This window comes from Pseudomonas sp. 2hn (genome assembly GCF_019646095.1).
GTDB classification, from domain to species: Bacteria; Pseudomonadota; Gammaproteobacteria; order Pseudomonadales; family Pseudomonadaceae; genus Aquipseudomonas; species Aquipseudomonas peradeniyensis.
Genome location: NZ_CP081016.1, coordinates 2338890 through 2358909, shown reverse-complemented (window position 1 = coordinate 2358909; position 20020 = coordinate 2338890). Strand labels below are relative to the sequence as shown.

Below are 20020 nucleotides of genomic sequence, written 5' to 3'. Positions count from 1 at the left end.
GCTCAGGTTTTCTGATGGCATGCCGATATCAGGGCATATCCTTTTCACTCCGCAAGGAAAGCGACGATGAGCCCGATCACTTCGGCACTGCGACTGACGCCGATCCAAACGCCACCTGCTCCCGCGCAGAACCTGATCGTTCGCCAACCCGCGAGTGTCGCCAGCGCCCCTGGCACCCAGGTCAGCCTGGGTCAGGACACCCGCATTCCCGACAGCGAGACCTACACCTCGCGAGGCACCCTGGACAGCGCGCAGCCCAGCTACACCTGGGAACAGGACGGGCTGGACAAGCTGAGCATGTACATGTTCAGCGCGGTCAAGTCGTCCACCACCGCCGGCCGCTTCCAGGGCCTGGGCAGCGCCCTGGTGGAACAACTGGCGGCCAATGGCGGCCAGCGCGTCTCCCAATCAGCCTTGCAGCTCAACGAGACCGACACTACCCCGCTGAGCCTGCAGCAGGCACGCCTGCGCGAGTTCGCCAGCAATACCGTCACCCTCAGCCTCACCACCGCCTCCGGCGCCACGGTGAAACTGGGCTTGTACAACGGTGAACGGGGCCTGGCGGTCGACGCCGAAGTCCAGGGCGGCGAGCTGAACGCCAACGAGCTCAAGGGCCTGGCCGCCCTGGCCGACGGTTTCCAGTCGGCAGTCAATGGCCTGACCCGGCAACCGCCGAGCCTGCAGCTCGGCGCGCTGGTCAAGCTCGACCCGAGCCTGTTCAGCGGCCTGCAGATGAACGCCAAGCTGGATTTGCCCAGCGGTGGGCAACAGACCTTCGACCTGCGTCTGGACGGCTCCACCCGCAGCCTGAAACTCGATGGCCCGAGCGGTCAGGTGCAGCTGGACCTCGATAGCCAGGGTGGCGCGCTGCTGGGCGGCAAGGCCCAGCGCCAGGCCGCCCTGGACAACTACCTGACCCAGTTCGACGATGCGCAGAAACGCGGCAAGGGCGATGCGCAACTGACCTCGCTGCTCAAGGATGCCTTCAGCCAACTGAACAGCATCGACGACGACAGCCCACGCCCGGCGGGCCACAACGACGCGGTGAACACCTACAGCCGTGCGTTGCTCAGCGGCCTGGCCGACTTCAAGGCCTCGATCGTGCAACCGTCCAGCCGCCCGAATGCGCGACGCCTGGACGAGGAGGACCGCTTCGCCTACCAGGTGTCGCAATCGACCTCGACCAGTGGCCAGGGCACCACCATCGCCCGTCAGCAACGCCAGGAGGCCAAGTTGGACGCCGCCTGGCATTCGAGCCTGTCGTCCGCCGCCAAGCTCACCGAGGCGGATCCGTTCGATGAGAAGAACTACCGCTACCACACGCTCAGCGAAACGGCGAGCAGCACCACCGAACTGGCATTCGTCGACAACGTGCTCAAGGAAGCCAAGGCCACCCAGGAGGCCACCAGCAACAAGCGCGTATTCACCTACGAGGGTGGCAAGCTCGAGTCGGATGTCAGCACACCCGAGTCGGTGAGCCGCTCGCGCAACCTGCTGAACCTGCTCGACGATCTGTTCAAGACCGCTGAGAAGGCCCGGCGCAACGGCAGCCCGTACGACCTCGACGCGCAACTGGCGGCCCATGCCGGGCTGTGGCAGTTGCAAACCGACCCGGCGAAGATCCGCGACTGACCAAGGCGCCGCCGCGCAGACAAGCCCACCCCCGCAGTCCTTGCGGGGGCGGGCTTGTCTGCGTTCGGCCCTGGCGCTCAGCGCAACGGCACGTAGATGTCCGTCTGCCACTGCTCCAGCGGCGTCTGCGGGTAGATGCTCAGGTAATGGAAGAACAGCGGATGATCACGCAGCTCTTCGCCACTGGCCGGTAGCCAATCGCGGTAGATCGGGTAGATCGTCTCGCCGATATGATCCGGCGAGCCGACATGCCGCACCACGGCGCAACGCCCGCCGGGCAGGCCCGACTCCAGCACGCCCTGGGCGTTGGGCGCCACCGCCTCGTGGATTTCCCCACAGATGGCGAAGCGGAAGTCTTCCGGCGCGGTGGTATCCGGGTTGTTGAAGGGGATGCCGAAACTGCGGCTGCTGGCCACGGGCGATTGCCCGCTGCTCATGCGCCAGTCGATGAAGCGACGCACGGTCTCGCTGACCTGGCTGGCCGGCCCGCGATGCTCCAGCGCCGCAAGGCGCACGGCGGCGAAATCGACGATTCGTACCTGCATGGTGATGCTCCTGGAAAAATGAGGGATGGCAAACACCGTGTTCCATACCTGCCAGTCGGGCCGGCGGCGGAACGTGCTGGGCGCGTGCCCGAATGCCCGCCGGAACGCCCGACTGAACGCTTCCGGGCTTTCAAAGCCCGCCTCCAGCGCTGCCTCCAGCACCGAGTGCCCGGGCTGGCCGACCAGCCGATGCGCCGCACGACGCAAACGCATCAGCTGCACATAGCGGGCCACCGGTACACCCACATAGGCGCTGAACTGGCGATGGAAGTGGAACACCGAAAAGTGCGCCACCACACTCAGGGCCTCCACCGACAGATCGCCTTCCAGGTTGTCCTGGATGTAAGCGAGCACGGTATCGAAGCGGGTCTTGTAATGGGCATTGAAGGACAAGCTCGGTTGCTCCTGGAATCACGGCAGGCCACAGGTTCGCCGATCCGCCCCTGGGCCCGCCTAGCCGTATTTGCTCAAACATCCTTTGGTAGTCGGGCTTGCCCGCATCGAGAACAGTACCGACGAATCTCTACTTCCTGGCCTCCAGAATCAAGTTGAACGGTGTCTGCGTCGCCCTGCGGAACTGGCGGAATCCGGCCTCCTCGAATACGGCGCGCAAACGCGCCTCACCGGCCTGGGCCCCCAGCCCCAGTCCCACTTCCTGGGACAGCGAGTTGGGCGTGCAGATGAAGGTGGACGCCGCATAGAACAGCCTGCCGACCGGGTTGATGTTGGCATCCAGCGTATCCTCGGCGAACGGCTCGACCAGCATCACCGTGCCGTCGTCCTTGAGCGCCCGGTAGGCATGCCGCGCCGCTCCCACCGGATCGCCCATGTCATGCAGGCAATCGAAGAAGCACACCAGGTCAAGGTCGCGGCCGGGGTAGTCCTTGGCCGAGGCCTGCTGGAAGCTGACCCGCTCGGCCACGCCCGCGTCGCGGGCCCGTTCGCTGGCAGTTTGCACCGACGGCGCATGGTAGTCGTAGCCGGTAAAGCGCGAGGCCGGAAATGCCTCGGCCATGACGATGGTCGAGGCGCCGTGGCCACAGCCGACATCGGCCACCTGGGCGCCAGCCTGCAGCTTGGCCACTACACCTTCCAGTGCCGGTAGCCAATCGGCCACCAGGAAGGTCCGATAGCCCGGCCTGAAGAAGCGTTCGGTACCGCTGAACATGCACGGATGATGATCGCCCCAGGCAAGCGCGCCGTCGCCGCGCATGGCCGCGACCAGCTTGTCCTTGTCATGGAACAGCGCCGCCAGCACCGAGGCGCCGCCGGCCATGTAGACCGGGGAATCCTCCAGGGCCAGTGTCATGGCCTGCTCCGGCTGCAGGGTGAACTGCCCGTCGTGGTGCACCAGGTAACCCGCCGCGGCCTGGCCATTGAGCCACTCGCGCACCAGCCTTGGCTGGCAACCGGTGCGTTCGGCCAGCACCTCGGGGGTGACCGGCTGGCTGTCGGCCATGGCCCGGTACAGCCCGAGTTCATCCCCTAGAATGACATTGGCCAGCGTCGCCGCCGCGCCCATGTCGCCCACCAGCTTGCCCATGAATGCCTGAAGCCGTGCCTCGTCCATGACCTGCCCTCCTCTTGCCAGAAGGCCACCGTCGGCGACGTCCGGTCCGGGAGCCGGTGGTCGGATGGATGATCGGGCCGCGTCTGCAAGCGACCCGGACTTTAAGTCTAGACCCGCCTGCGCTATCTTCGCCGCGCTGCCGGCAGCCCCGCCAATACCGGACGGCCGCGCCCGCGCAGCGAAGGAATTGCCTGCATGCTCTCCAGCCGTACCCTCGTCCTGATCCTCGGCGTCGCCTTCATCATGCTCGACCAGTGGGTGAAACTGATCGCCCTGGTCGCCCTGAACAACCACAGCTATGTGGTCGGCAACCAGTTCGTCTGGCTCGACCTGGTCCTGAGCCTGAACCCGGGCGCGTTCCTCAGCCTCGGCGCCAGTCTGTCGCAGGGCCTCAAGCAACTGATCTTCGTCGCCGCGGTAGGCGTGGCCTGCTGCTGGGCCGTGACCTGGGCGCTCAGGCACTGGCAGGCGACCCCGGTGAAGGCCGGTGCGGCCTACTTCATCGCCATGGGCGGACTGGCCAACCTGATCGACCGGGTGCTGCGCGACGGGCATGTAGTCGACTACCTCGTGCTCAACCTTGGGCCGCTGCATACCGGCGTGTTCAACCTTGCCGACATCGCCATCATGGCGGGTGCGCTGGTGCTGGCGTTGGGTGCCTGGAAGAAACCGGCCAGGGTCTGATCCCTCTTGCCAGGAGGTCGCGCACCCAGGAGCGTCCGACCTCCAAAATCGCTTGGTCAGATACTGGCCACACAAGCCAAGGAAACTTCCTTCAACTCTTAAGGCCCAGTCCGAGAGAAACTCGAGTTAACTTCACGCTACCTCAGTTTTCCTGCATTCGAGGGCAGCGCATGGACGAATGGCAACTGGCCGAGCTCGCCGGGCTCAAACAGTCCGCACGCGGGCAGGTCACCCAGGACGCCAGTCAGAAGTATGGCACGCAGGCCATTCGGCTGACGGTCGGCGAAATCGATGAGCGCGCTATCCTGGCACATGAAGCCTGGCACCCGGATCACTACGATTTCGGCTGGGACCGTGTGCTGAAATGGAAAACCCGCCCCGCCCATGCCCGTGCACTCGATATCGCACTCTGGCATGACGATCACCTGGCAGGAATGTGCTGGGCATCACCCCAGGCTAGCAAAGAAAAGATCATGGTCCTCTATCTGCAGCGCAACCCCGACAGCACCCTGCCGACCAGAAGCTATGTCGCACCTCTCTGTCTGAGCGGCGTACGCTACTACGCACTGATGCTGGGCTTGCAATGGGTTGTCATCCGCGACCCTCTCCCGCAGGCGCGGGCCGCCTACGAACGGGATGGTTTCCGCCAGATAAAGGGCATCGGCCTTGCCTACAAGTTGGCCCATGGCTATGCTTCTCCCACCTTGGAGGGCTTTCCCAATGGTGAATGATCCCGGCGATTTCAACGCCAACGTGGCCCGTTTCAAGGCCATTGCCGACAAGCAGATGGCTCGCTTTCGAGCATCGGCGCAATACGATGATTTTCTGTCGGATGATGCCATCGACGCTTTTGCCAAGGTCGAAAGCTCTGCTTATGCAGGCCGACCGCACAAGCCACGCAAGCCATCTGCCGCCTGAACGAAGACAGCCCGCGTCAAACGCTGCGGGCCTCTTCGCTTCACTGTTCAACCATCCTTCTTCGGACTTGCCTCCAACCGCTCCAGCAGCGCATTGGCCAACGCCTTGTCGGAGAACGGGTTCTGCCCGGTGATCAACTCACGATCAACCACCACATGGGGCTGCCAGGCCTCGGCATAACTCATGTCACCTCCCGCGCCGGCCATGGCCTTGGCCGGATAGAACTGCAGGCGCTGGTCCTTGAGCGAACCTTCGAACACCTGCTCCTCCGGGTCGGAAAAGATGGTCATTCGATAACCCTGGTAGCTCCAATCTCCGGCTGCCGGGGTTTCGCCACGGGCCAATGCGGCGCGATAGGCGACCGGATCCTGCTGCGCCGACAGCAGCGTGATCGGGCCGTGGCAGATGGCGGCCGTGGGCTTGCCGGCCTGGTGGAAATGACGCAGCACGGTGCCGACGTCCGGGTTGTTGGCCAGGTCGATCAGCGGCGCATGGCCACCTGGGATGAAGATCCCGGCGTAACGATCCAGATCGCCCGCCAGCACCTCCTTCAACGACAGCGTGTCGCGAATGTCCGGCAGGCTTTCGACCACCTGGCGGATTCGCTGCATCTCGCCGGCATCGCCGCCGAAGTACATCGGGTCGATCGAGCGTTCGTCGACACTCGGCGCATTGCCCCTGGGCGTCACCAGCACCAGCTTGTAGCCGGCCTTGAGCAAGCGGTCGGCGGGCACGCCGAACTCGTTGAGATAATAACCGGTGGGATACTGTTTGCCGTCCTTGAGCGGCAACTGGTTCTCGCTGGACAGCAGCACCAGCACTTCGCCCTTCGCGGCAGCGGCGGCGTGGCCACCCAGCAAGGCGCCGGCCAGCGCCAGCGCAACGGGAGCAATCTTGTTCATGGTCGATTCCTGATTCAGTTGAATGGCGCGATGTCCAACGGACGGGCAAGCTGCACCTGGGTCGGTGCGGCCAGCCATTCGGCGGTGGCGGCGCGGTAGGCCTGGTAGTGGGCGCTGTGGCGATGGGCCTCGACGGCGGCCTCGTCGACGTACAGCTCGAACAGATCGAACGCCAGCGGCCCGTCCTCGCGCACGAACAGGTCGTAGCGCAAGTTGCCTGGCTCGGCGCGGGTCTGCTCGACCATCCGACGCAGGGCGTGCTCGGTGGCGTCACGGTATTCGGCAAGGGGCTGGATGGTGGCGAATATGGCGATGGTCATGGGCGACTCCTTCAACAGGTTGGGCCCATCCTAACCATCGCGCTATGATTCGATAATTCGAAAGCATTTATTCCTGCGATTCAATTTATGAATATTAGCAACAAGGACCTCAACCTGCTGCACCTGTTCCAGGTGCTCTATGAAGAGCGCAGCGCCTCCCGTGCAGCGCAACGCCTGGCGCTAAGCCAGCCGGCCCTGAGCCACAAGCTCAACAAGCTGCGCCACCAGTTCGGCGACCCGCTGTTCGTGCGCGCGCCACGCGGCCTCACGCCCACCCCCAGGGCCCACGAACTGGCACCCGAGGTGCAACAGTTGATCGGGCACCTGCAGGACTTCTTCAGCCGCTGCGACGGCGAGCACTTCCTTGAACGCCCGGTCCAGTTGCACCTGTACAGCACCGACTACCTGGAGCAGACCTTGCTGCCCGGGCTGCTGCCGATTCTTCGCGGCCAGGCGCCGAACCTGACCCTGGTCACCCACAACACCCGTGGCGACCTGCCCCGCGAGGCGCTGGAGAAAGGCACCTGCGACCTGGCCATCGCCGGTTTCTACAGCGACCTGCCGGACACCTTCCACCAGCAGCGCCTGCTCAGCGAGGACTTCGTGGTGCTGGCCGCCGCCGACAACCCGCATCTGATCGACGGCCTGACCCTGGAGGCATTCGTGGCCTGCGACCACCTGTTGACAACCCTGAGCGGCGATCTCGACGGCCGGGTCGACCAGGCCCTGCGGGCCCTCGGCCAGCAACGTCGGGTGGTAGCCGGGCTGTCCAGCTTCATCGCCCCCACACGCCTGGTGCGTGGCACCGACCTGCTGCTGACCTGCCTGCGCTCGCTGGCCATGGAGGCAGTCGAGCGCGACCCCGGCCTGCGCCTGCACGCCCTGCCCCTGGTGCTGCCGCACGTCGAGGTGATGCAGATCTGGCACGCGCGCACCCACGCCGATCCCTTGCGTGGCTGGTTCCGCCAGCAGGTGTGGGAGGTGGCGCAACAGGTCATTGCACCAGCTGGTTGATCTCGATGATCGGCATCAGCACGGCCATGACGATCAGCAGCACCACCGCGCCCATGACCACGATCATCAACGGCTCCAACAGCGCGGTCATGCCCATGGCGCGGCGTTCGATATCCTTGGCCAGGCTGTCGGCGGCGCGGTCGAGCATCGGCGGCAGGTTGCCGGTCTTCTCGCCGCTGGCGATCAGGTGGATGAGCAGCGGCGGAAAGACCCTCTCCACCGCCAGCGCCGAGGCCAGCCCGGCGCCCTCGCGCACCCGCGCCGTGGCCTCGTTGACGCACTGGTCGAGGCGGTCGTTGCCCAGGGTCTGGCGCGCCGCCTCCAGTGCCCGCAGCAACGGCACCCCGGCACTGCCGAGGATCGCCAGGGTGGAGGCGAAACGCGCCGTGTTCAGGCCCAGCACGAAGCGCCCGAACAACGGCAGCCGCAGGATCCGTCCATGCCAGGCCAGGCGCGCCGCCGGAGCGCGCAGGTAGACCCGCCAGCCCCAGAACACCCCAGCCATCAGGGCAAAGCACAGCACACCCCATTCGCGCACGAAGTCACTGGCCGCCAGCATGGCCAGGGTCAGCCCGGGCAGGTCCTGGCGCGCCTGGGTGAAGGCGCTGACCACCTGCGGCACCACGTAGCTGAGCAGAAAGATGACGATACCCACCGACACCAGCCCCACCACCCCGGGGTAGATGAACGCCGTAAGGATCTTGCCGCGCAGGGTGTTGCGCTCCTCGATGTAGTCGGCCAGGCGCTCCATCACCTGGGCCAGGTCGCCGGATTCCTCGCCCGCCGCCACCAGCGCCCGGTAGATCTCGGGGAAATCCCGCGGCCGCTCGGCCAGGGCGTCGGCCAGGCGCATGCCGCTGCGCACATCGCCGCGCACCGCGCCCAGCAACTGCGCCACATGCTTGCGCTCGGCCTGCTCCAGGGTCGCCCCCAGCGCCGCCTCCAGCGGCAGGCCGGCGGCCAGCAGGCTGGCCAGCTGACGCGTGGCCCAGGCCAGGTCGCCGTCGGACAGTTTCGCGCCGAACAGGCCACTGCCCTGCCCGGCCACGGCCTGGACTTCGACCTCCAGGGTTGTCAGGCCCAGGGCGCGCAACTGGGCCATCGCCGCCCCCGGACTGTCGGCTTCGAGCAGGCCCTTGACCACGCGTCCCTGGGCATCGGCGGCTTCATAGCGATAGCGGTTCATCAGGCGTCCCGTGTCACGCGCAGGATCTCTTCCAGGCAGGTGCTGCCACTGTCGACCCAGCGTTGGCCATCCTCGCGCATGCTGCGCATGCCGTTGCGCCGGGCAGCGGCGCGCAGGGCCTGTTCGCCCGCGCCCTGGTGCACCAGGCTGCGGACCTCGTCGTCCACGCAGAACAACTCGTGGATGCCGGTACGGCCGCTGTAGCCGCAATGGTTGCAGTGCGCGCAACCCACCGCGCGGTACTGCCCGGGCGTTGTCGGATCGGGCTCGCGACAGTGCGGGCACAATCGGCGCACCAGGCGCTGGGCCAATACCCCGAGCAGCGCCGAGGCCAGCAGGAACGGTTCGACGCCCATGTCGACCAGGCGGTTGACCGCCGACACCGCATCGTTGGTGTGCAGGGTGGCCAGCACCAGGTGCCCGGTCAGCGAGGCCTGTACGGCGATCTGCGCGGTCTCCAGGTCGCGGATCTCGCCGATCATGATCACGTCCGGGTCCTGGCGCAGGATGGCGCGCAGGGCCACGGCGAAGCTCATGTCGATGCGCGCGTTGACCTGGATCTGACTGATACCCGGCAGGTCATATTCCACTGGGTCCTCGACGGTGAGGATGTTGCTGACACTGGCATCCAGCCGCGCCAGGGCGGCGTACAGGCTGGTGGTCTTGCCTGAGCCGGTGGGGCCGGTGACCAGCACGATGCCATGGGGCTGGCGGATCAACTGGTCGAGCCGCGCCAGGATGCCAGCGTCCATGCCCAGCGCCTCCAGGCGCAGGCGCCCGGCCTGCTTGTCGAGCAGGCGCATCACCACCCGCTCGCCATGACCGGTGGGCACGGTGGAGACACGGATATCGATGGGGCGCCCGGCCACGCGCAGGGCGATACGGCCGTCCTGGGGCAGGCGCTTCTCGGCGATGTCCAGCTGCGCCATGATCTTGATCCGCGACACCAGCGCGCCGTGCAGCGCCTTGCGCGGCGAGACCACGTCGCGCAGGGTGCCGTCGACCCGGTAGCGCACCAGGCAGTGGCTCTCGAACGGCTCGATATGGATATCGCTGGCCTGGTCGCGCGCGGCCTGGGTGAGCAAGGCGTTGATCATGCGGATCACCGGCGCGTCGTCCTGGGCCTCGAGCAGGTCGGTGACTTCCGGGATGTCCTGCAGCAGGCGATCCAGGTCCACCTCGTTCTCCGCCGCGCCCACGACCGCGGCCGCGCTGCCGGTGTCGGCGTAGGCGCTGACCAGCAGCGCATCCATCTGCGCATCGTCGAGCGCCTCGACCAGCACCTGGCCGTGGCGTCTGCGCACCTCGGCCACTGCCCAGGCCGGGCTCGACGGGCAGCGCGACAGCACCGCCCCGTCCTCACCGTCCACCCGCAGCACCAGGCGCTGGGCCTTGGCCCAGGCGTATGGCAGCCGACTCAACGCGCCACCTCGTCCACCGGCACCGCGCGGATCGCGGCCCGTGGTGCGCGCAGCGCCGCCGGCTGGGCGCGGCCCTGGTCGGGCACGCCCTGCTCCACCGGCGGCAGCAGCGGCATGTCCATGTCTGGCAAGGCCCAGGAGTGCTCGGGCTTGAGACTGCCCTGGGCGCGGCGGATGAAATCGTAGCGGTTCAGGGTGATGCTGCGCCCGACCGCGGCATCACGCACGATGTACGGACGCAGGAACACCATCAGGTTGGTCTTGTTGCTGGCGCGGCGCTCGCTGCGAAACAACGCACCGACCCCCGGCAGCCCGGACAGCCACGGAATGCCCTCGTTGGTCTGGGTGTAGCCGTCCTGCAGCAGGCCGCCCAGGACCATGATCTGGCCATCGTCGAGCAGGATGCTGGTGTCGATGGCGCGCTTGTTGGTCACTGTGCCGGCCGCGCTTGAGGCACGCTGGTCGACGCTGCTGACCTCCTGGTAGACGTCCAGCTTGACCGTGCCGCCCTCGGAGATCTGCGGACGCACGTTCAGTCGCAGCCCCACCTCTTCGCGCTGGATGGTCTGGAACGGGTTGTTGCTGTTGCCGCCGCCGTCGGTGACGTACTGACCACTGACGAAGGGGATGGTCTGGCCGACGAAGATGCTCGCCGCCTCGTTGTCCAGGGTCAGCAGGTTGGGTGTCGACAGCACGTTGCTGCCACCCTTGCTCGTCAGCGCCCGGGCCAGCACCTTGAGGTCGAGCACCTCGCCAATGCCCGGGATCTTCACCGTGCCGTCGACCACTCCCACCGACAGCCCCTTGGGCAGCACGTCGATACTGCTGGGTCCCTTGACCAGTCCGCTGCCGCCGAGGTTGGCACCGCCAAACACGCCATTCTTGCCAAGGTTGCCGGCCTGCCACTGGATGCCGAACTCGTTGGCATCGTCCTCGCCGACCTCGACGATCAGGCTTTCCACCACTACCTGGGCGCGGCGCTGGTCGAGCTGGTCGATGACTTCGCGCAGGCTGCGGTACAGCGGCTCGGGAGCGGAGATCAGCAACGTGTTGGTGGTCTTGTCGGCCTGGATGGTCGCGCCACCGGCGGAGAACGCGGTGCCTTGGTCGTTCTGTTGGGTGCTGCTGCCATAACCATTCGGTGTAGTGCCGGCGCCCTGGTTGCTACTACGGCTGGCATTGGCGTTGTTGTTGGCACTGTTGCCCTGAGCGCTGCCGCCATTGCCGCTGGTGCCGTTGCCACTGCCGCCGCTGAGCATGCCGCCGCCGCTGAGCAGCGCGCGCGTGGCGTCGTTGCCGGTGCTGTCGCTCTCGCCGGTCAGCAGCCCGCGCAGGCTCTGCGCCAGCTTGTCGGCCTGGGCATTGCGCAGGTACACCACATGCAGGTTGCCGGCGCTGTTCTGGGCGTTGTCGAGCTTGTAGATCAGGTCACGTGCCAGCTGGGTGCGCTCGGGGCTGCCGGAGCGGATTACCACGCTGTTCGAGCGCGGGTCGCCCAGCACGCTGATCTTCTGGGTCGAGTCGCTGCCCTGGCTGTCGAGCAGTTCGTTGACCATGCCGGCGATGTCGCTGGCGATCCCGTTGTTGATCGCCACCACGTCGGTGTCGATGGCCGTGGGAATGTCGACCCGGTCGAGGATCTGCGCCACCCGTTCGAGGTTCTCGGCGTAGTCGGTGACGACCAGGGTGTTGTTGCCGGGGTAGGCGTTGATCGGGTTGTCGGGCGAGACGATCGGACGCAGCACCGGGATCAGGTTGACGGCGTTCTCGTACTGCAGGCGGAAAGTACGGGTGACCATGCCGTTGCCGGCGTCGCGGTCCCCGGTCACCAGCGCGCCGCCGAGCAGCTTGGCGTCGGCCTGGGGCACCACCTGGGCCACGCCGCCGACGTCGACCACGCTGAAACCCTGCATGCGCAGGGCCGACAACAGCATGCCATAGGCTTTGCTGGCGGGGACCTCGCCCTCGGAGACCAGGGTCAGCTGGCCCTTGACCCGCGGATCGACCAGGAACTGACGCCCCGTGGCACGGGACAGGCCGCGCACCACCGCCTGGATATCGGCGTCGACGAAATTCAGTTGTACAGGCTGCTCACCCAGCGGGTTGGCCGGGACCGGCGTTGCCACGGCGCGACTGTGGCGCTGGCCGACCCGAGGGGCAGGCTGGTGCGTTGCCGGGCGGGTCTGCGCCTCGGGCTGGGCACGATGATCCAGCACGCCCGTCGAGGTACTGGCCTCGGCCAACGGGCGACCCAGTTCGCTGCTGGCCAAGGGGCGTTGCACGCTCGGCGCGCTGGCGCAGGCGCTGAGCGCCAGGGCCAGGAGCAAGGGCGCGAACGGCAGTCGCGGTGAACGGAGGCACGTCATGAAGGGTCCTTAGCGCCATGCGCCTGATCCATGCGAAGGGTTCCGGAGAAGGTCACCGGGCTGCCCGGTTCGGTATCCGGGTCGCGGCGCAGCGCCAGTTGGCCGATGCCAAGTCCCAGCCGCGGCGGTACGCCCTGTAGCCAGGCCATCGCCGCTTCGGCCGGGGCCCGCTGCCAGCTCAGGCGCCAGGCATCGCCGTCAGCGTCGAGCTGTGAGTGCGCCTGCAGGCCGGCCTGTTCCAGGCTCTGGCGCACTGCCTGGGCGATGTCTGCCGGGCGCTGCGCCAGACGCTCGCCAAGCAGAGCGTCGAGCGCCTGTGCCTGGCCGCGCAGTTTAGGTATTTCGGCCTGCCAGTGATCGATCCTGGCCAACGCCGGCTGGACCAACACCTGCCAGCACAACAGCACGCCGAGCAGACCTGCGCCCAGGGCGACGGCGCGACGTTCCCGCACCGCCAGGGCCTGCCAGCGTTGCCGCCCCTGCACACGCAGGTTAGCCAGGCGCGCCTTAATCGACATGGGCCAGTTCCCCACCAGACGGATTGGCCACGCGCAGTGTCCAGCCCTGCCCGCTGGCCTGGCCGTCGATGCCACGGGCGGCAAGATCGGCCTGCCAGGCGCTGCCCGCCGGGGCCTTGCCGCCGTCGGGCAAGGCGGTAATACGCAACTGCCCATCCTGGTAATCCATGGCCTCGACATTACCGGCCAGGAACGGCATGACCTGCCCGGCACCCTCCAGCAATGCCGACAGCCCCGCCGCCGCGCTACCCTGCCCGCCCTGTAGTTGCTGGCGCGCCTGCTGCAACGGGTTGAGCACCACCGGCAACTGCGGGAAAGCCAGGCGCACCTGGGCGACCATGTGGCTACGCAACGCTTCACCTTCGCGAGCCAGGTGAGCCGCGTAAAGATTGAGGCCCAGGCACCAGACCAGCGTCGCCGCCGCCCAGATGCCCAGCGTGCGTCCCCAGGCCATCGGCTTCGCCGGCCCAACCAGGCCGCCGGACAGATCCGCCGACGACGGTGCATCGTCCTGACGGGCGTGCAACCCGGCCGGCTTGATCCCACCGATCTGCAGCCACGCTTGCAGCCGTGCCAATTCCGCCAAGCCGAGCCAGGCCACCGCGACCTGCCCATCGGCCCGACGCGGCCCATGCGCCACATGGACCTGCCCGGCATCCCCCAGCACCAGCCCCTGCACCGCGCAGCCCACTGCCGCCGACAGGCGCTTGCCGGTCAGGGGCGGCATGCCGATATCCAAGGCCAGGCTATCCTGCTCGTGCAGGTGCAGACGCCAGGGCGCGCCCTTGGCCTGCCGAAGCAGTTGCCCACGGTTCGCCTGCCCGTGCCGATCAGCCAGGCGATACTCCAGCACCGACGCCTCGTCCAGTTCGGCCAGCGGTGCCAACCAGACCTCCATGACCGTGCTCATGCGCCCACCCGCCGCCAGATGACATCCGGCAACCGCCCCTCGCGCTGGCGCAGCAGCGCCTGCAGGGCAAGCTCGCGATTGCCCTGGCGCGCCAGGCCATGCAGGCGGAACCAGTCGCTGTTGATCCCCACCCGCACATTGGCCATGGCCAGGGATGGCATGCGCAGGCGATTGACGAAATCGCCGCGATTGATGAACCAGCGTCCGCCGTCGCGCTCAGCTACCAATACCGCGGCCTGCTGCAACGACAGCCCCGGCACCTGGGCGGCCAGCACTTCGGCGCTAGCGGTGTTGCCGTTGATCCAGGTAAGTGCCGGCAGCACCGTGACGAAACGGCGCAGGCGCGCCAGGGCGTCGCCATCCATGCCCTTGAGCCCGGCCAGGGCCTCGACGCTGCGCAGCATCGGGCGCCTGGCCGGCAACACTTCGGCGGCGCTGGACGGTGAAGTCGCACGGCCGCTGTCCAGGCCCAGGCCGGGATTGGAGGGCGTTGCCAGCGGGCGCTGTGGGTAGCTGTCGATCACCTGCCCGGCAATGGCCGTGGCCAGTCGCTCATTGACCCCTATCAGCGCGCACAGACGCTGGAAGGTCGCCAACGCCTCGGCGTCCACCTGGCCATCGACCACCAGGTTGCGCAGGTTGAACTTGCTCTGCTCGTCCTCCAACTGCCCATCGAAACGCACGCTGCCGGACGGCACGTCGCGCATCGGCCGGGACCAGGGCTGGCCTGCGCGCACCAGCGGATCGCGCAGGCGCTGCTCGAACAGCACCTGGCGGCTAAGCTGCAAGCCGCCCTCCAGGGCCCACTGGCCCTGCAATGCCAGCTGGCGATTCTCCACCTGACGGGTCAGCAAGCCCTGACGCTCGATCATGCCGGCGGCAATCACCGCCACCACTGCGGCGATCAGCAACGCACTGATCACGGCCATGCCCTCCTGGCGTGCCATGGCCGGTCACAACTGCCAGGAGCCGAGATCGGCATTCACCCCGTCGCCGCCGGCCTGGCCGTCGGCGCCCAGGGAGAACACATCGATCTCGCCGTTGGCGCCGGGGTTCAGGTACTGGTACGGGCGCCCCCATGGGTCGTTGGGCAGGCGGTCGAGGTAGGCGCGCCATTGGCCGTCCTTTGCCTGGGCCGGCTTTTCCACCAGCACCTTCAGGCCCTGGTTCTGGTTGGGATAGGCGCCGTTGTCCAGCCGGTACAGCTTGAGCGCCTGCATCAGCCCGCCGATGTCCTGGCGCGCCGCGGTGGCCCGGGCCTGGTCGGGGCGGTCGAGCACCTTGGGCACCACCATCGCCGCGAGAATCCCGAGGATCACCACCACCACCATGATCTCGATCAGGGTAAAACCCTGTTGGCGGATACGCTGGGCGGGCATGTTGCGGCGGGCGATCTGCATCTCGGCATTCCTTGCGTGAGTTCGAATCGGGGGCCGATTGTGGCAAGCCGGTATGTCACGGATATTGAAAAAGCTCGGGAGTCGGCGTCGTCAAACCGTCATCGCGCCGCTCTACAGTGCCGCTTTGGCCTGCGCGAATGGAGCTCCCGTGCGCACCACCGAGGACGGTTTCACCCTGATCGAAGTGCTGGTGGCGCTGACCATCGTCGCCGTGGCCATGGCCGCCGCCGTGCGGGCCACCGGCTTGATGACCCAGGGCAATGGGTTGTTGCGCGACAAGGGGCTGGCCCTGCTGGCGGCCCAGGGGCGCCTGGCCGAGCTGCGCCTGGAGGGCGGCGCGAAGCCCGGCGTCAGGCAGTTCGAATGTGACCAGGGGCGCTTGCGCCTGCGCTGTGAACAACGCCTGTCGCGTGCGCCGGGCGGCATGTTGGAGGTGTCGCTGCAGGTGTTCGAACGCCAACGCGAAGGGCCGGCATTGGCGCGATTGCAAACGATGGTGGCTCAGTGAGTGTGCATCGGAGGCCTTCGCGAGAGCGAACTCGTGGGAGCGGGCTTGCCCCGCGATAGCGCTCGTCCAGGCAATCGCTATCGCGGGGCAAGCCCGCTCCCACCGCATCCTTACAGCCAGGCCCTCAGGGATGATCCTTACAGCGACGCGCTCGCCTCAGGATGCGCCGCCTCAACCCGCGCCGCATACCGCTGCGCCAGCACCGCGCAGACCATCAGCTGGATCTGATGAAACAGCATCAACGGCAGGATCATCGCCCCGATGCCGCCTCCCACGAACAGCACCTGCGCCATGGGCACGCCCGTCGCCAGGCTCTTCTTGGAGCCGGCGAACAGGATGGTGATGCGGTCCTCGACATTGAATCCCAGCAGCCGCCCGAGCAACCGCGTGCCCAGCAGTACCACCGCCAACAGGATCCCGCATACGGCGAACAGCCCGGCCAGGTGTTGCGGCGACACCGTGTGCCACAGGCCGGTGACCACCGCTTCACTGAAGGCGGTGTAAACCACCAGCAGGATCGAGCCCTGGTCCACCACCTTCAGCCAGCGCGCATTGCGCTTGACCCAGGCGCCGATCCAGCGGCGGGCGACCTGCCCGGCGACGAAGGGCACCAGCAACTGCAGGGTGATCTTCAGCACCGCATCCAGCCCGGAACCGGTGTCGCCCGAGGCGCCCAGCAGCAGCATCACCAGCAGCGGCGTCAGGAAAATCCCCAGCAGGCTCGAGGCCGCCGCGCTGCAGATCGCCGCCGGCACGTTGCCCCGGGCCAGCGAGGTGAAGGCGATGGCCGACTGCACGGTGGCTGGCAAGGCGCACAGGTACAGCACGCCCAGGTACAGCTCATTGCCCACCAGCGGCACGAACAGCGGCTTGAACGCCAGCCCCAGCAAGGGGAACAGCACGAAGGTACAGCTGAACACCAGCAGGTGCAGGCGCCAATGGCCGGCGCCGGCGATGATCGCCTCGCGCGACAGTTTGGCGCCGTGCAGGAAGAACAACAGGCCGATGGCCAGGTTGGTCAGCCAGCCGAACAGCACCGCGCCCTCGCCGGAGCACGGCAGCACGGTGGCGATGAACACCACCCCGAGCAGGGCCAGGGTGAAGTTGTCGAACAGCATCCGTAGATATCTCATCTCAGTTTCCGTCTTGTCTTTGTGCAAGCCTGGACGATAAGGTCTTGGCCTTTGTGCCGCTAACGCCGGAACCCCTGTCGGTGTCGCCCAACGGACACCTCGCTTTGCCACGCCCCTGATCCACGACAAGGAACGCCCCACCATGAAACGCCCCCCACACCTGCTGCTGGCCGCCACCCTGACGCTGGCCGCGCCGCCGCTGCTGGCCAACGACCTGCAAGCCACCGTCGATGGTGTCATCCCACCGCTCATGCGCGAGCAAGGCATCGCCGGCATGGCCGTGGCGGTGTATGCCAACGGCCAGTCGCATTACTTCAACTACGGTCTGGCCGACAAGGCCAGCCGCCAGGCAGTGAGCCGCGACACACTGTTCGAGGTCGGCTCGGTGAGCAAGACCTACACCGCGACCCTCGCCGCCCTGGCCAGCGCCGAAGGCAAGCTCGACCTGCAGGCGCCCGCCAACCGCTACCAGCCGGCCCTGGCCAAGGCCTCGATCGGCAAGGCCAGCGTGCTGGAACTGGGGGCCTACAGCGGCGACTGCCTGCCCTTGCAGTTCCCCGATGAGGTGCAGACCCCGGCACAGACGCTGGCCTGGTTTCAGCACTGGCAGCCCCGCTTCGCCCCCGGCACTCACCGCTGCTACTCGAACCCCAGCCTGGGCCTGTTCGGCGACCTGGCGGCCCGCGCCCAGCAACGGCCGTTCGCCGAACTGATGATCCAGCAGGTGCTGCCCCGCCTTGGGCTCAAGCACACCTACCTGGAAGTGCCGGCCAGTGCCCGCGGGCTCTACGCGCAAGGCTACGACGCCAACGACAAGCCGGTGCGGGTCAACCCGGGCCCCTACGCCGAGCAGGCCTACGGCATCAAGACCAGTGCCAGCGACCTGCTGCGCTATGTGCAATTGCAGCTGCAACCGGACACCCTCGACCCGGCCATGCGCAAGGCCATCGCCATCACCCAGTCCGGTTACTTCCAGGTCGGCGCGATGACCCAGGGCCTGGGCTGGGAGCGCTACCCCTACCCGGTCAGCCTCGACACCCTGTTGGAATACAACGGCGCCAAGATCATCCGCGGGGAAAATCCGATCCAGGCGCTGAACCCGGCGCTGCCCGCCGATCCTGCCGCCTGGTACAACAAGACCGGCGCCACCGGCGGCTTCGGTGCCTATGTGGCGTTCGTGCCGTCCAGGCAGATGGGCATCGTGCTGCTGGCCAACCGCAACTACCCCAACGAAGAACGCGTGCGCGCCGCGCAACGCATACTCTCCAGCCTGGAGCCGTGACATGCTGAAGATCCTGGGCAAGGCCTCGTCGATCAACGTGCGCAAGGTGTTGTGGGCCTGCGCCGAACTGAACCTGCCGTTCCAGCGCGAAGATTGGGGCAGCGGCTTTCGCGCCACCGACACGCCCGAGTTCCTGGCGCTGAACCCCAATGCCATGGTGCCGGTGATCGTCGATGGCGACTTCGTGCTGTGGGAGTCCAACACGATCCTGCGCTACCTGGCCAACCAGTACCACGGCGAGGCGCTCTACCCCGGCGCCCCGCGTGCCCGCGCCGCGGTGGACCAGTGGCTCGACTGGCAGGCCACCGACCTCAACGATGCCTGGCGCTACCCGTTCATGTCGCTGGTGCGCCAGTCGCCGGCGCACCAGGACCCCGCGCTGCTGGCCGCCAGCAGCGCCCAATGGACGGCCAGGATGCGCCTGCTCGAAGCGCGCCTTCAAACCACCGGCGCCTATGTCGCCGGCGATGCCTTCAGCCTCGCCGACGTGGCTATCGGCCTGTCCCTCAACCGCTGGCGGCGCACGCCTCTGGAGCACCCGGCGCTGCCGGCGCTGGAGGCCTATCACCAGCGCCTGCGGCAACGCCCCGGCTACCTTGAGCACGGCGACAACGGACTGGCATGACAGATCCGGCAGGATTGTCCGACAAGATGTAGTGACAAAAAATAATCACTACAAAACGGTTGACGCCCTTCCCGCGCCTTGTGCATGATGAGGCCGTCTCCCCGATCGGGAGCGGTGGCAAGGGTGTTCCAGACGGCCTGCGCGGTAACGCAGGCCGTCCGTGGAGAGGGAAACTGCCCAGAAGGCAGCGTGAGAAAGCCCCTGTTGCGAAGCTGCTGTAGCAGCCTTGGTTAGCGCGCTACATGGTGTGGCGCCGAATGTGAACTTCAGCCGAACTTCACCAACGAATGAGAGTAATGGGGGCTTTATGATGAACTTGAACAACAATCCAACCATCGACCAATTGGCCCGGCTGTTCGCCGCACGCAAGGACAGCCTCGACGACCACCTGCTGTGGGTCAGCCAGTCCGGCGAGGTCCGCCTGGACCGCCTGCCGCCGAACACGGTCGAAGCCGAATTCGAATCGCACATGCCCAGCATGCGCGCCCGCTTCAAGGTCTACCGCCGTGGCCAGGGCTACGTCGGCAGGAAGGCCGCCGCCGACACTACCTTCGTCGGTCGCGTACTGCAGACCCTGCAACAAGAATGGCCCGCCGCCCGCGAGCGGCAGGCAATCAAGGTGATCGACGCGCTGAACTGAACCCGCGTAGCACACCGTATCTTGAGCCCGGCCTGAAAAGGCCGGGCTTTTTCATGTCTGCTAGGCGAGGCGCCGACGCGGTGCCTGTTCCGGCAGCGGCAAGGCGCCGGTGGCCAGGGCGCGGGCGCGGTCCACGCCCCAGACCAGCGCCCGAGTCATGGTCTCGCCCGGCCGCGAGGGGTAGTACTCTTCCAGCAAGGCCTCACCGCTTCGGGCATACAGCCCGAGAAACAACTGCGTGGCACCGACCCTGGACAGGCGCACCTGCACATCGATACTGGTGCCATCGCTCAGTTCCTCGTCGTGACAGCGGCTGTGCAGCTGCGCATCGGCCCACTGCCAGTAGGTCTCTTCCCTGATTCGCATTGAAGTCGATACTCCGTGTCTGAAATGCCGCGCAAGAAAAGCACAGCCACGAAGCCGCGGCGAGGGCCACTCGCCGAAAC

22 protein-coding genes are annotated in these 20020 nt (G+C 66.9%); 9 read left to right on the top strand and 13 right to left on the bottom strand.

Annotation, left to right across the window (positions count from 1 at the left end):
• Positions 1 to 66: 66 nt before the first annotated feature.
• Positions 67 to 1632, top strand: coding sequence for a hypothetical protein (locus tag K2O50_RS10755; protein ID WP_050706109.1), 1566 nt, complete (start codon positions 67 to 69; stop codon positions 1630 to 1632).
• 77 nt (positions 1633 to 1709) lie between these two features.
• Here the strand turns inward: K2O50_RS10755 and K2O50_RS10750 are convergent, their stop codons facing one another.
• Together K2O50_RS10750 and K2O50_RS10745 are read right to left on the bottom strand one after the other, a co-directional pair.
• The gene (locus K2O50_RS10750; protein ID WP_050706110.1) at positions 1710 to 2570 is read right to left on the bottom strand and encodes a GyrI-like domain-containing protein; all 861 of its coding nucleotides are present in this window, start codon (positions 2568 to 2570) and stop codon (positions 1710 to 1712) included.
• A gap of 130 nt (positions 2571 to 2700) precedes the next feature.
• Positions 2701 to 3747 carry a class I SAM-dependent methyltransferase gene (locus K2O50_RS10745; protein WP_050706111.1) on the bottom strand — a complete coding sequence of 349 codons (1047 nt, stop codon included), beginning with the start codon at positions 3745 to 3747 and terminating at the stop codon, positions 2701 to 2703.
• A 195-nt stretch (positions 3748 to 3942) separates the two neighbouring features.
• Between K2O50_RS10745 and K2O50_RS10740 the strand changes: the two genes are divergently transcribed.
• The 3 genes from K2O50_RS10740 to K2O50_RS10730 all read left to right on the top strand — a co-directional run bounded on the left by K2O50_RS10740 (position 3943) and on the right by K2O50_RS10730 (position 5349).
• On the top strand, positions 3943 to 4431 hold the full coding sequence (locus tag K2O50_RS10740) for a signal peptidase II (RefSeq protein ID WP_050706112.1): 489 nt from the start codon (positions 3943 to 3945) through the stop codon (positions 4429 to 4431).
• Between the two features lie 170 nt (positions 4432 to 4601).
• Complete coding sequence (locus K2O50_RS10735; protein ID WP_156329642.1) at positions 4602 to 5162, top strand: hypothetical protein; 561 nt, start codon at positions 4602 to 4604, stop codon at positions 5160 to 5162.
• Entirely contained in the window at positions 5152 to 5349 is a 198-nt protein-coding gene (locus K2O50_RS10730; RefSeq protein WP_050706115.1) for a hypothetical protein, read from the top strand. Before K2O50_RS10735 ends, K2O50_RS10730 begins: the two co-directional genes overlap by 11 nt.
• Positions 5350 to 5396: 47 nt before the next feature.
• Here the strand turns inward: K2O50_RS10730 and K2O50_RS10725 are convergent, their stop codons facing one another.
• Together K2O50_RS10725 and K2O50_RS10720 are read right to left on the bottom strand one after the other, a co-directional pair.
• Positions 5397 to 6251: a type 1 glutamine amidotransferase domain-containing protein gene (locus tag K2O50_RS10725; RefSeq protein ID WP_050706116.1), complete on the bottom strand. Its 855-nt coding sequence runs from the start codon at positions 6249 to 6251 to the stop codon at positions 5397 to 5399.
• A gap of 14 nt (positions 6252 to 6265) precedes the next feature.
• Positions 6266 to 6571, bottom strand: a complete 306-nt coding sequence (locus K2O50_RS10720) for a putative quinol monooxygenase (RefSeq protein ID WP_050706117.1) — start codon at positions 6569 to 6571, stop codon at positions 6266 to 6268.
• An 87-nt stretch (positions 6572 to 6658) separates the two neighbouring features.
• Here K2O50_RS10720 and K2O50_RS10715 point away from each other — a divergent pair, with 87 nt between their 5' ends.
• Complete coding sequence (locus K2O50_RS10715; protein ID WP_050706118.1) at positions 6659 to 7585, top strand: LysR family transcriptional regulator; 927 nt, start codon at positions 6659 to 6661, stop codon at positions 7583 to 7585.
• Here the strand turns inward: K2O50_RS10715 and gspF are convergent.
• The 7 genes from gspF to gspG are packed head-to-tail and all read right to left on the bottom strand — an operon-like array spanning position 7566 to position 15386.
• Positions 7566 to 8771 carry a type II secretion system inner membrane protein GspF gene (gspF, locus tag K2O50_RS10710; RefSeq protein WP_050706119.1) on the bottom strand — a complete coding sequence of 402 codons (1206 nt, stop codon included), beginning with the start codon at positions 8769 to 8771 and terminating at the stop codon, positions 7566 to 7568. The two genes, K2O50_RS10715 and gspF, sit on opposite strands and share 20 nt — an antisense overlap.
• Positions 8771 to 10192 carry a type II secretion system ATPase GspE gene (gspE, locus tag K2O50_RS10705; RefSeq protein ID WP_050706120.1) on the bottom strand — a complete coding sequence of 474 codons (1422 nt, stop codon included), beginning with the start codon at positions 10190 to 10192 and terminating at the stop codon, positions 8771 to 8773. Before gspE ends, gspF begins: the two co-directional genes overlap by 1 nt.
• Positions 10189 to 12558: a type II secretion system secretin GspD gene (gspD, locus tag K2O50_RS10700; RefSeq protein ID WP_050706121.1), complete on the bottom strand. Its 2370-nt coding sequence runs from the start codon at positions 12556 to 12558 to the stop codon at positions 10189 to 10191. Before gspD ends, gspE begins: the two co-directional genes overlap by 4 nt.
• Entirely contained in the window at positions 12555 to 13076 is a 522-nt protein-coding gene (gspM, locus tag K2O50_RS10695) for a type II secretion system protein GspM (protein ID WP_050706122.1), read from the bottom strand. The genes gspD and gspM overlap by 4 nt, the downstream gene beginning before the upstream one ends.
• Entirely contained in the window at positions 13066 to 13986 is a 921-nt protein-coding gene (locus K2O50_RS10690) for a GspL/Epsl periplasmic domain-containing protein (RefSeq protein ID WP_082337767.1), read from the bottom strand. The genes gspM and K2O50_RS10690 overlap by 11 nt, the downstream gene beginning before the upstream one ends.
• Entirely contained in the window at positions 13983 to 14915 is a 933-nt protein-coding gene (gspK, locus tag K2O50_RS10685) for a type II secretion system minor pseudopilin GspK (protein WP_050706124.1), read from the bottom strand. The genes K2O50_RS10690 and gspK overlap by 4 nt, the downstream gene beginning before the upstream one ends.
• A gap of 24 nt (positions 14916 to 14939) precedes the next feature.
• Complete coding sequence (gene gspG / locus K2O50_RS10680) at positions 14940 to 15386, bottom strand: type II secretion system major pseudopilin GspG (protein ID WP_050706125.1); 447 nt, start codon at positions 15384 to 15386, stop codon at positions 14940 to 14942.
• Between the two features lie 148 nt (positions 15387 to 15534).
• On the opposite strand from gspG, the gene gspI reads away from it, so the two are divergent.
• Positions 15535 to 15894: a type II secretion system minor pseudopilin GspI gene (gene gspI, locus K2O50_RS10675; protein WP_050706126.1), complete on the top strand. Its 360-nt coding sequence runs from the start codon at positions 15535 to 15537 to the stop codon at positions 15892 to 15894.
• Between the two features lie 137 nt (positions 15895 to 16031).
• Here the strand turns inward: gspI and K2O50_RS10670 are convergent, their stop codons facing one another.
• Positions 16032 to 17027, bottom strand: a complete 996-nt coding sequence (locus tag K2O50_RS10670) for a bile acid:sodium symporter family protein (RefSeq protein WP_050706127.1) — start codon at positions 17025 to 17027, stop codon at positions 16032 to 16034.
• Positions 17028 to 17169: 142 nt separating this feature from the next.
• Here K2O50_RS10670 and ampC point away from each other — a divergent pair, with 142 nt between their 5' ends.
• The 3 genes from ampC (at position 17170) to K2O50_RS10655 (ending at position 19574) form a co-directional block, all read left to right on the top strand.
• Entirely contained in the window at positions 17170 to 18309 is a 1140-nt protein-coding gene (gene ampC, locus K2O50_RS10665; RefSeq protein WP_050706128.1) for a class C beta-lactamase, read from the top strand.
• Position 18310: 1 nt separating this feature from the next.
• Positions 18311 to 18934, top strand: a complete 624-nt coding sequence (locus K2O50_RS10660; protein WP_050706129.1) for a glutathione S-transferase family protein — start codon at positions 18311 to 18313, stop codon at positions 18932 to 18934.
• 307 nt (positions 18935 to 19241) lie between these two features.
• Positions 19242 to 19574 carry a hypothetical protein gene (locus tag K2O50_RS10655; RefSeq protein ID WP_050706130.1) on the top strand — a complete coding sequence of 111 codons (333 nt, stop codon included), beginning with the start codon at positions 19242 to 19244 and terminating at the stop codon, positions 19572 to 19574.
• A 60-nt stretch (positions 19575 to 19634) separates the two neighbouring features.
• On the opposite strand, the gene K2O50_RS10650 is transcribed toward K2O50_RS10655, so the two are convergent.
• Positions 19635 to 19940 carry a hypothetical protein gene (locus tag K2O50_RS10650; protein ID WP_050706131.1) on the bottom strand — a complete coding sequence of 102 codons (306 nt, stop codon included), beginning with the start codon at positions 19938 to 19940 and terminating at the stop codon, positions 19635 to 19637.
• Positions 19941 to 20020 lie beyond the last annotated feature (80 nt).

Coding starts and splice junctions, on each gene's coding strand:
- gspG (WP_050706125.1), bottom strand. CDS start 15,386: ATGCAGATCGCCCGCCGCAACATGCCCGCCCAGCGTATCCGCCAACAG.
- K2O50_RS10735 (WP_156329642.1), top strand. CDS start 4,602: ATGGACGAATGGCAACTGGCCGAGCTCGCCGGGCTCAAACAGTCCGCA.
- K2O50_RS10655 (WP_050706130.1), top strand. CDS start 19,242: ATGATGAACTTGAACAACAATCCAACCATCGACCAATTGGCCCGGCTG.
- K2O50_RS10650 (WP_050706131.1), bottom strand. CDS start 19,940: ATGCGAATCAGGGAAGAGACCTACTGGCAGTGGGCCGATGCGCAGCTG.
- K2O50_RS10715 (WP_050706118.1), top strand. CDS start 6,659: ATGAATATTAGCAACAAGGACCTCAACCTGCTGCACCTGTTCCAGGTG.
- K2O50_RS10660 (WP_050706129.1), top strand. CDS start 18,311: ATGCTGAAGATCCTGGGCAAGGCCTCGTCGATCAACGTGCGCAAGGTG.
- K2O50_RS10755 (WP_050706109.1), top strand. CDS start 67: ATGAGCCCGATCACTTCGGCACTGCGACTGACGCCGATCCAAACGCCA.
- gspD (WP_050706121.1), bottom strand. CDS start 12,558: ATGACGTGCCTCCGTTCACCGCGACTGCCGTTCGCGCCCTTGCTCCTG.
- K2O50_RS10745 (WP_050706111.1), bottom strand. CDS start 3,747: ATGGACGAGGCACGGCTTCAGGCATTCATGGGCAAGCTGGTGGGCGAC.
- gspF (WP_050706119.1), bottom strand. CDS start 8,771: ATGAACCGCTATCGCTATGAAGCCGCCGATGCCCAGGGACGCGTGGTC.
- ampC (WP_050706128.1), top strand. CDS start 17,170: ATGAAACGCCCCCCACACCTGCTGCTGGCCGCCACCCTGACGCTGGCC.
- K2O50_RS10730 (WP_050706115.1), top strand. CDS start 5,152: ATGGTGAATGATCCCGGCGATTTCAACGCCAACGTGGCCCGTTTCAAG.
- gspK (WP_050706124.1), bottom strand. CDS start 14,915: ATGGCCGTGATCAGTGCGTTGCTGATCGCCGCAGTGGTGGCGGTGATT.
- K2O50_RS10740 (WP_050706112.1), top strand. CDS start 3,943: ATGCTCTCCAGCCGTACCCTCGTCCTGATCCTCGGCGTCGCCTTCATC.
- K2O50_RS10670 (WP_050706127.1), bottom strand. CDS start 17,027: ATGAGATATCTACGGATGCTGTTCGACAACTTCACCCTGGCCCTGCTC.
- K2O50_RS10720 (WP_050706117.1), bottom strand. CDS start 6,571: ATGACCATCGCCATATTCGCCACCATCCAGCCCCTTGCCGAATACCGT.
- gspM (WP_050706122.1), bottom strand. CDS start 13,076: ATGTCGATTAAGGCGCGCCTGGCTAACCTGCGTGTGCAGGGGCGGCAA.
- K2O50_RS10725 (WP_050706116.1), bottom strand. CDS start 6,251: ATGAACAAGATTGCTCCCGTTGCGCTGGCGCTGGCCGGCGCCTTGCTG.
- K2O50_RS10690 (WP_082337767.1), bottom strand. CDS start 13,986: ATGAGCACGGTCATGGAGGTCTGGTTGGCACCGCTGGCCGAACTGGAC.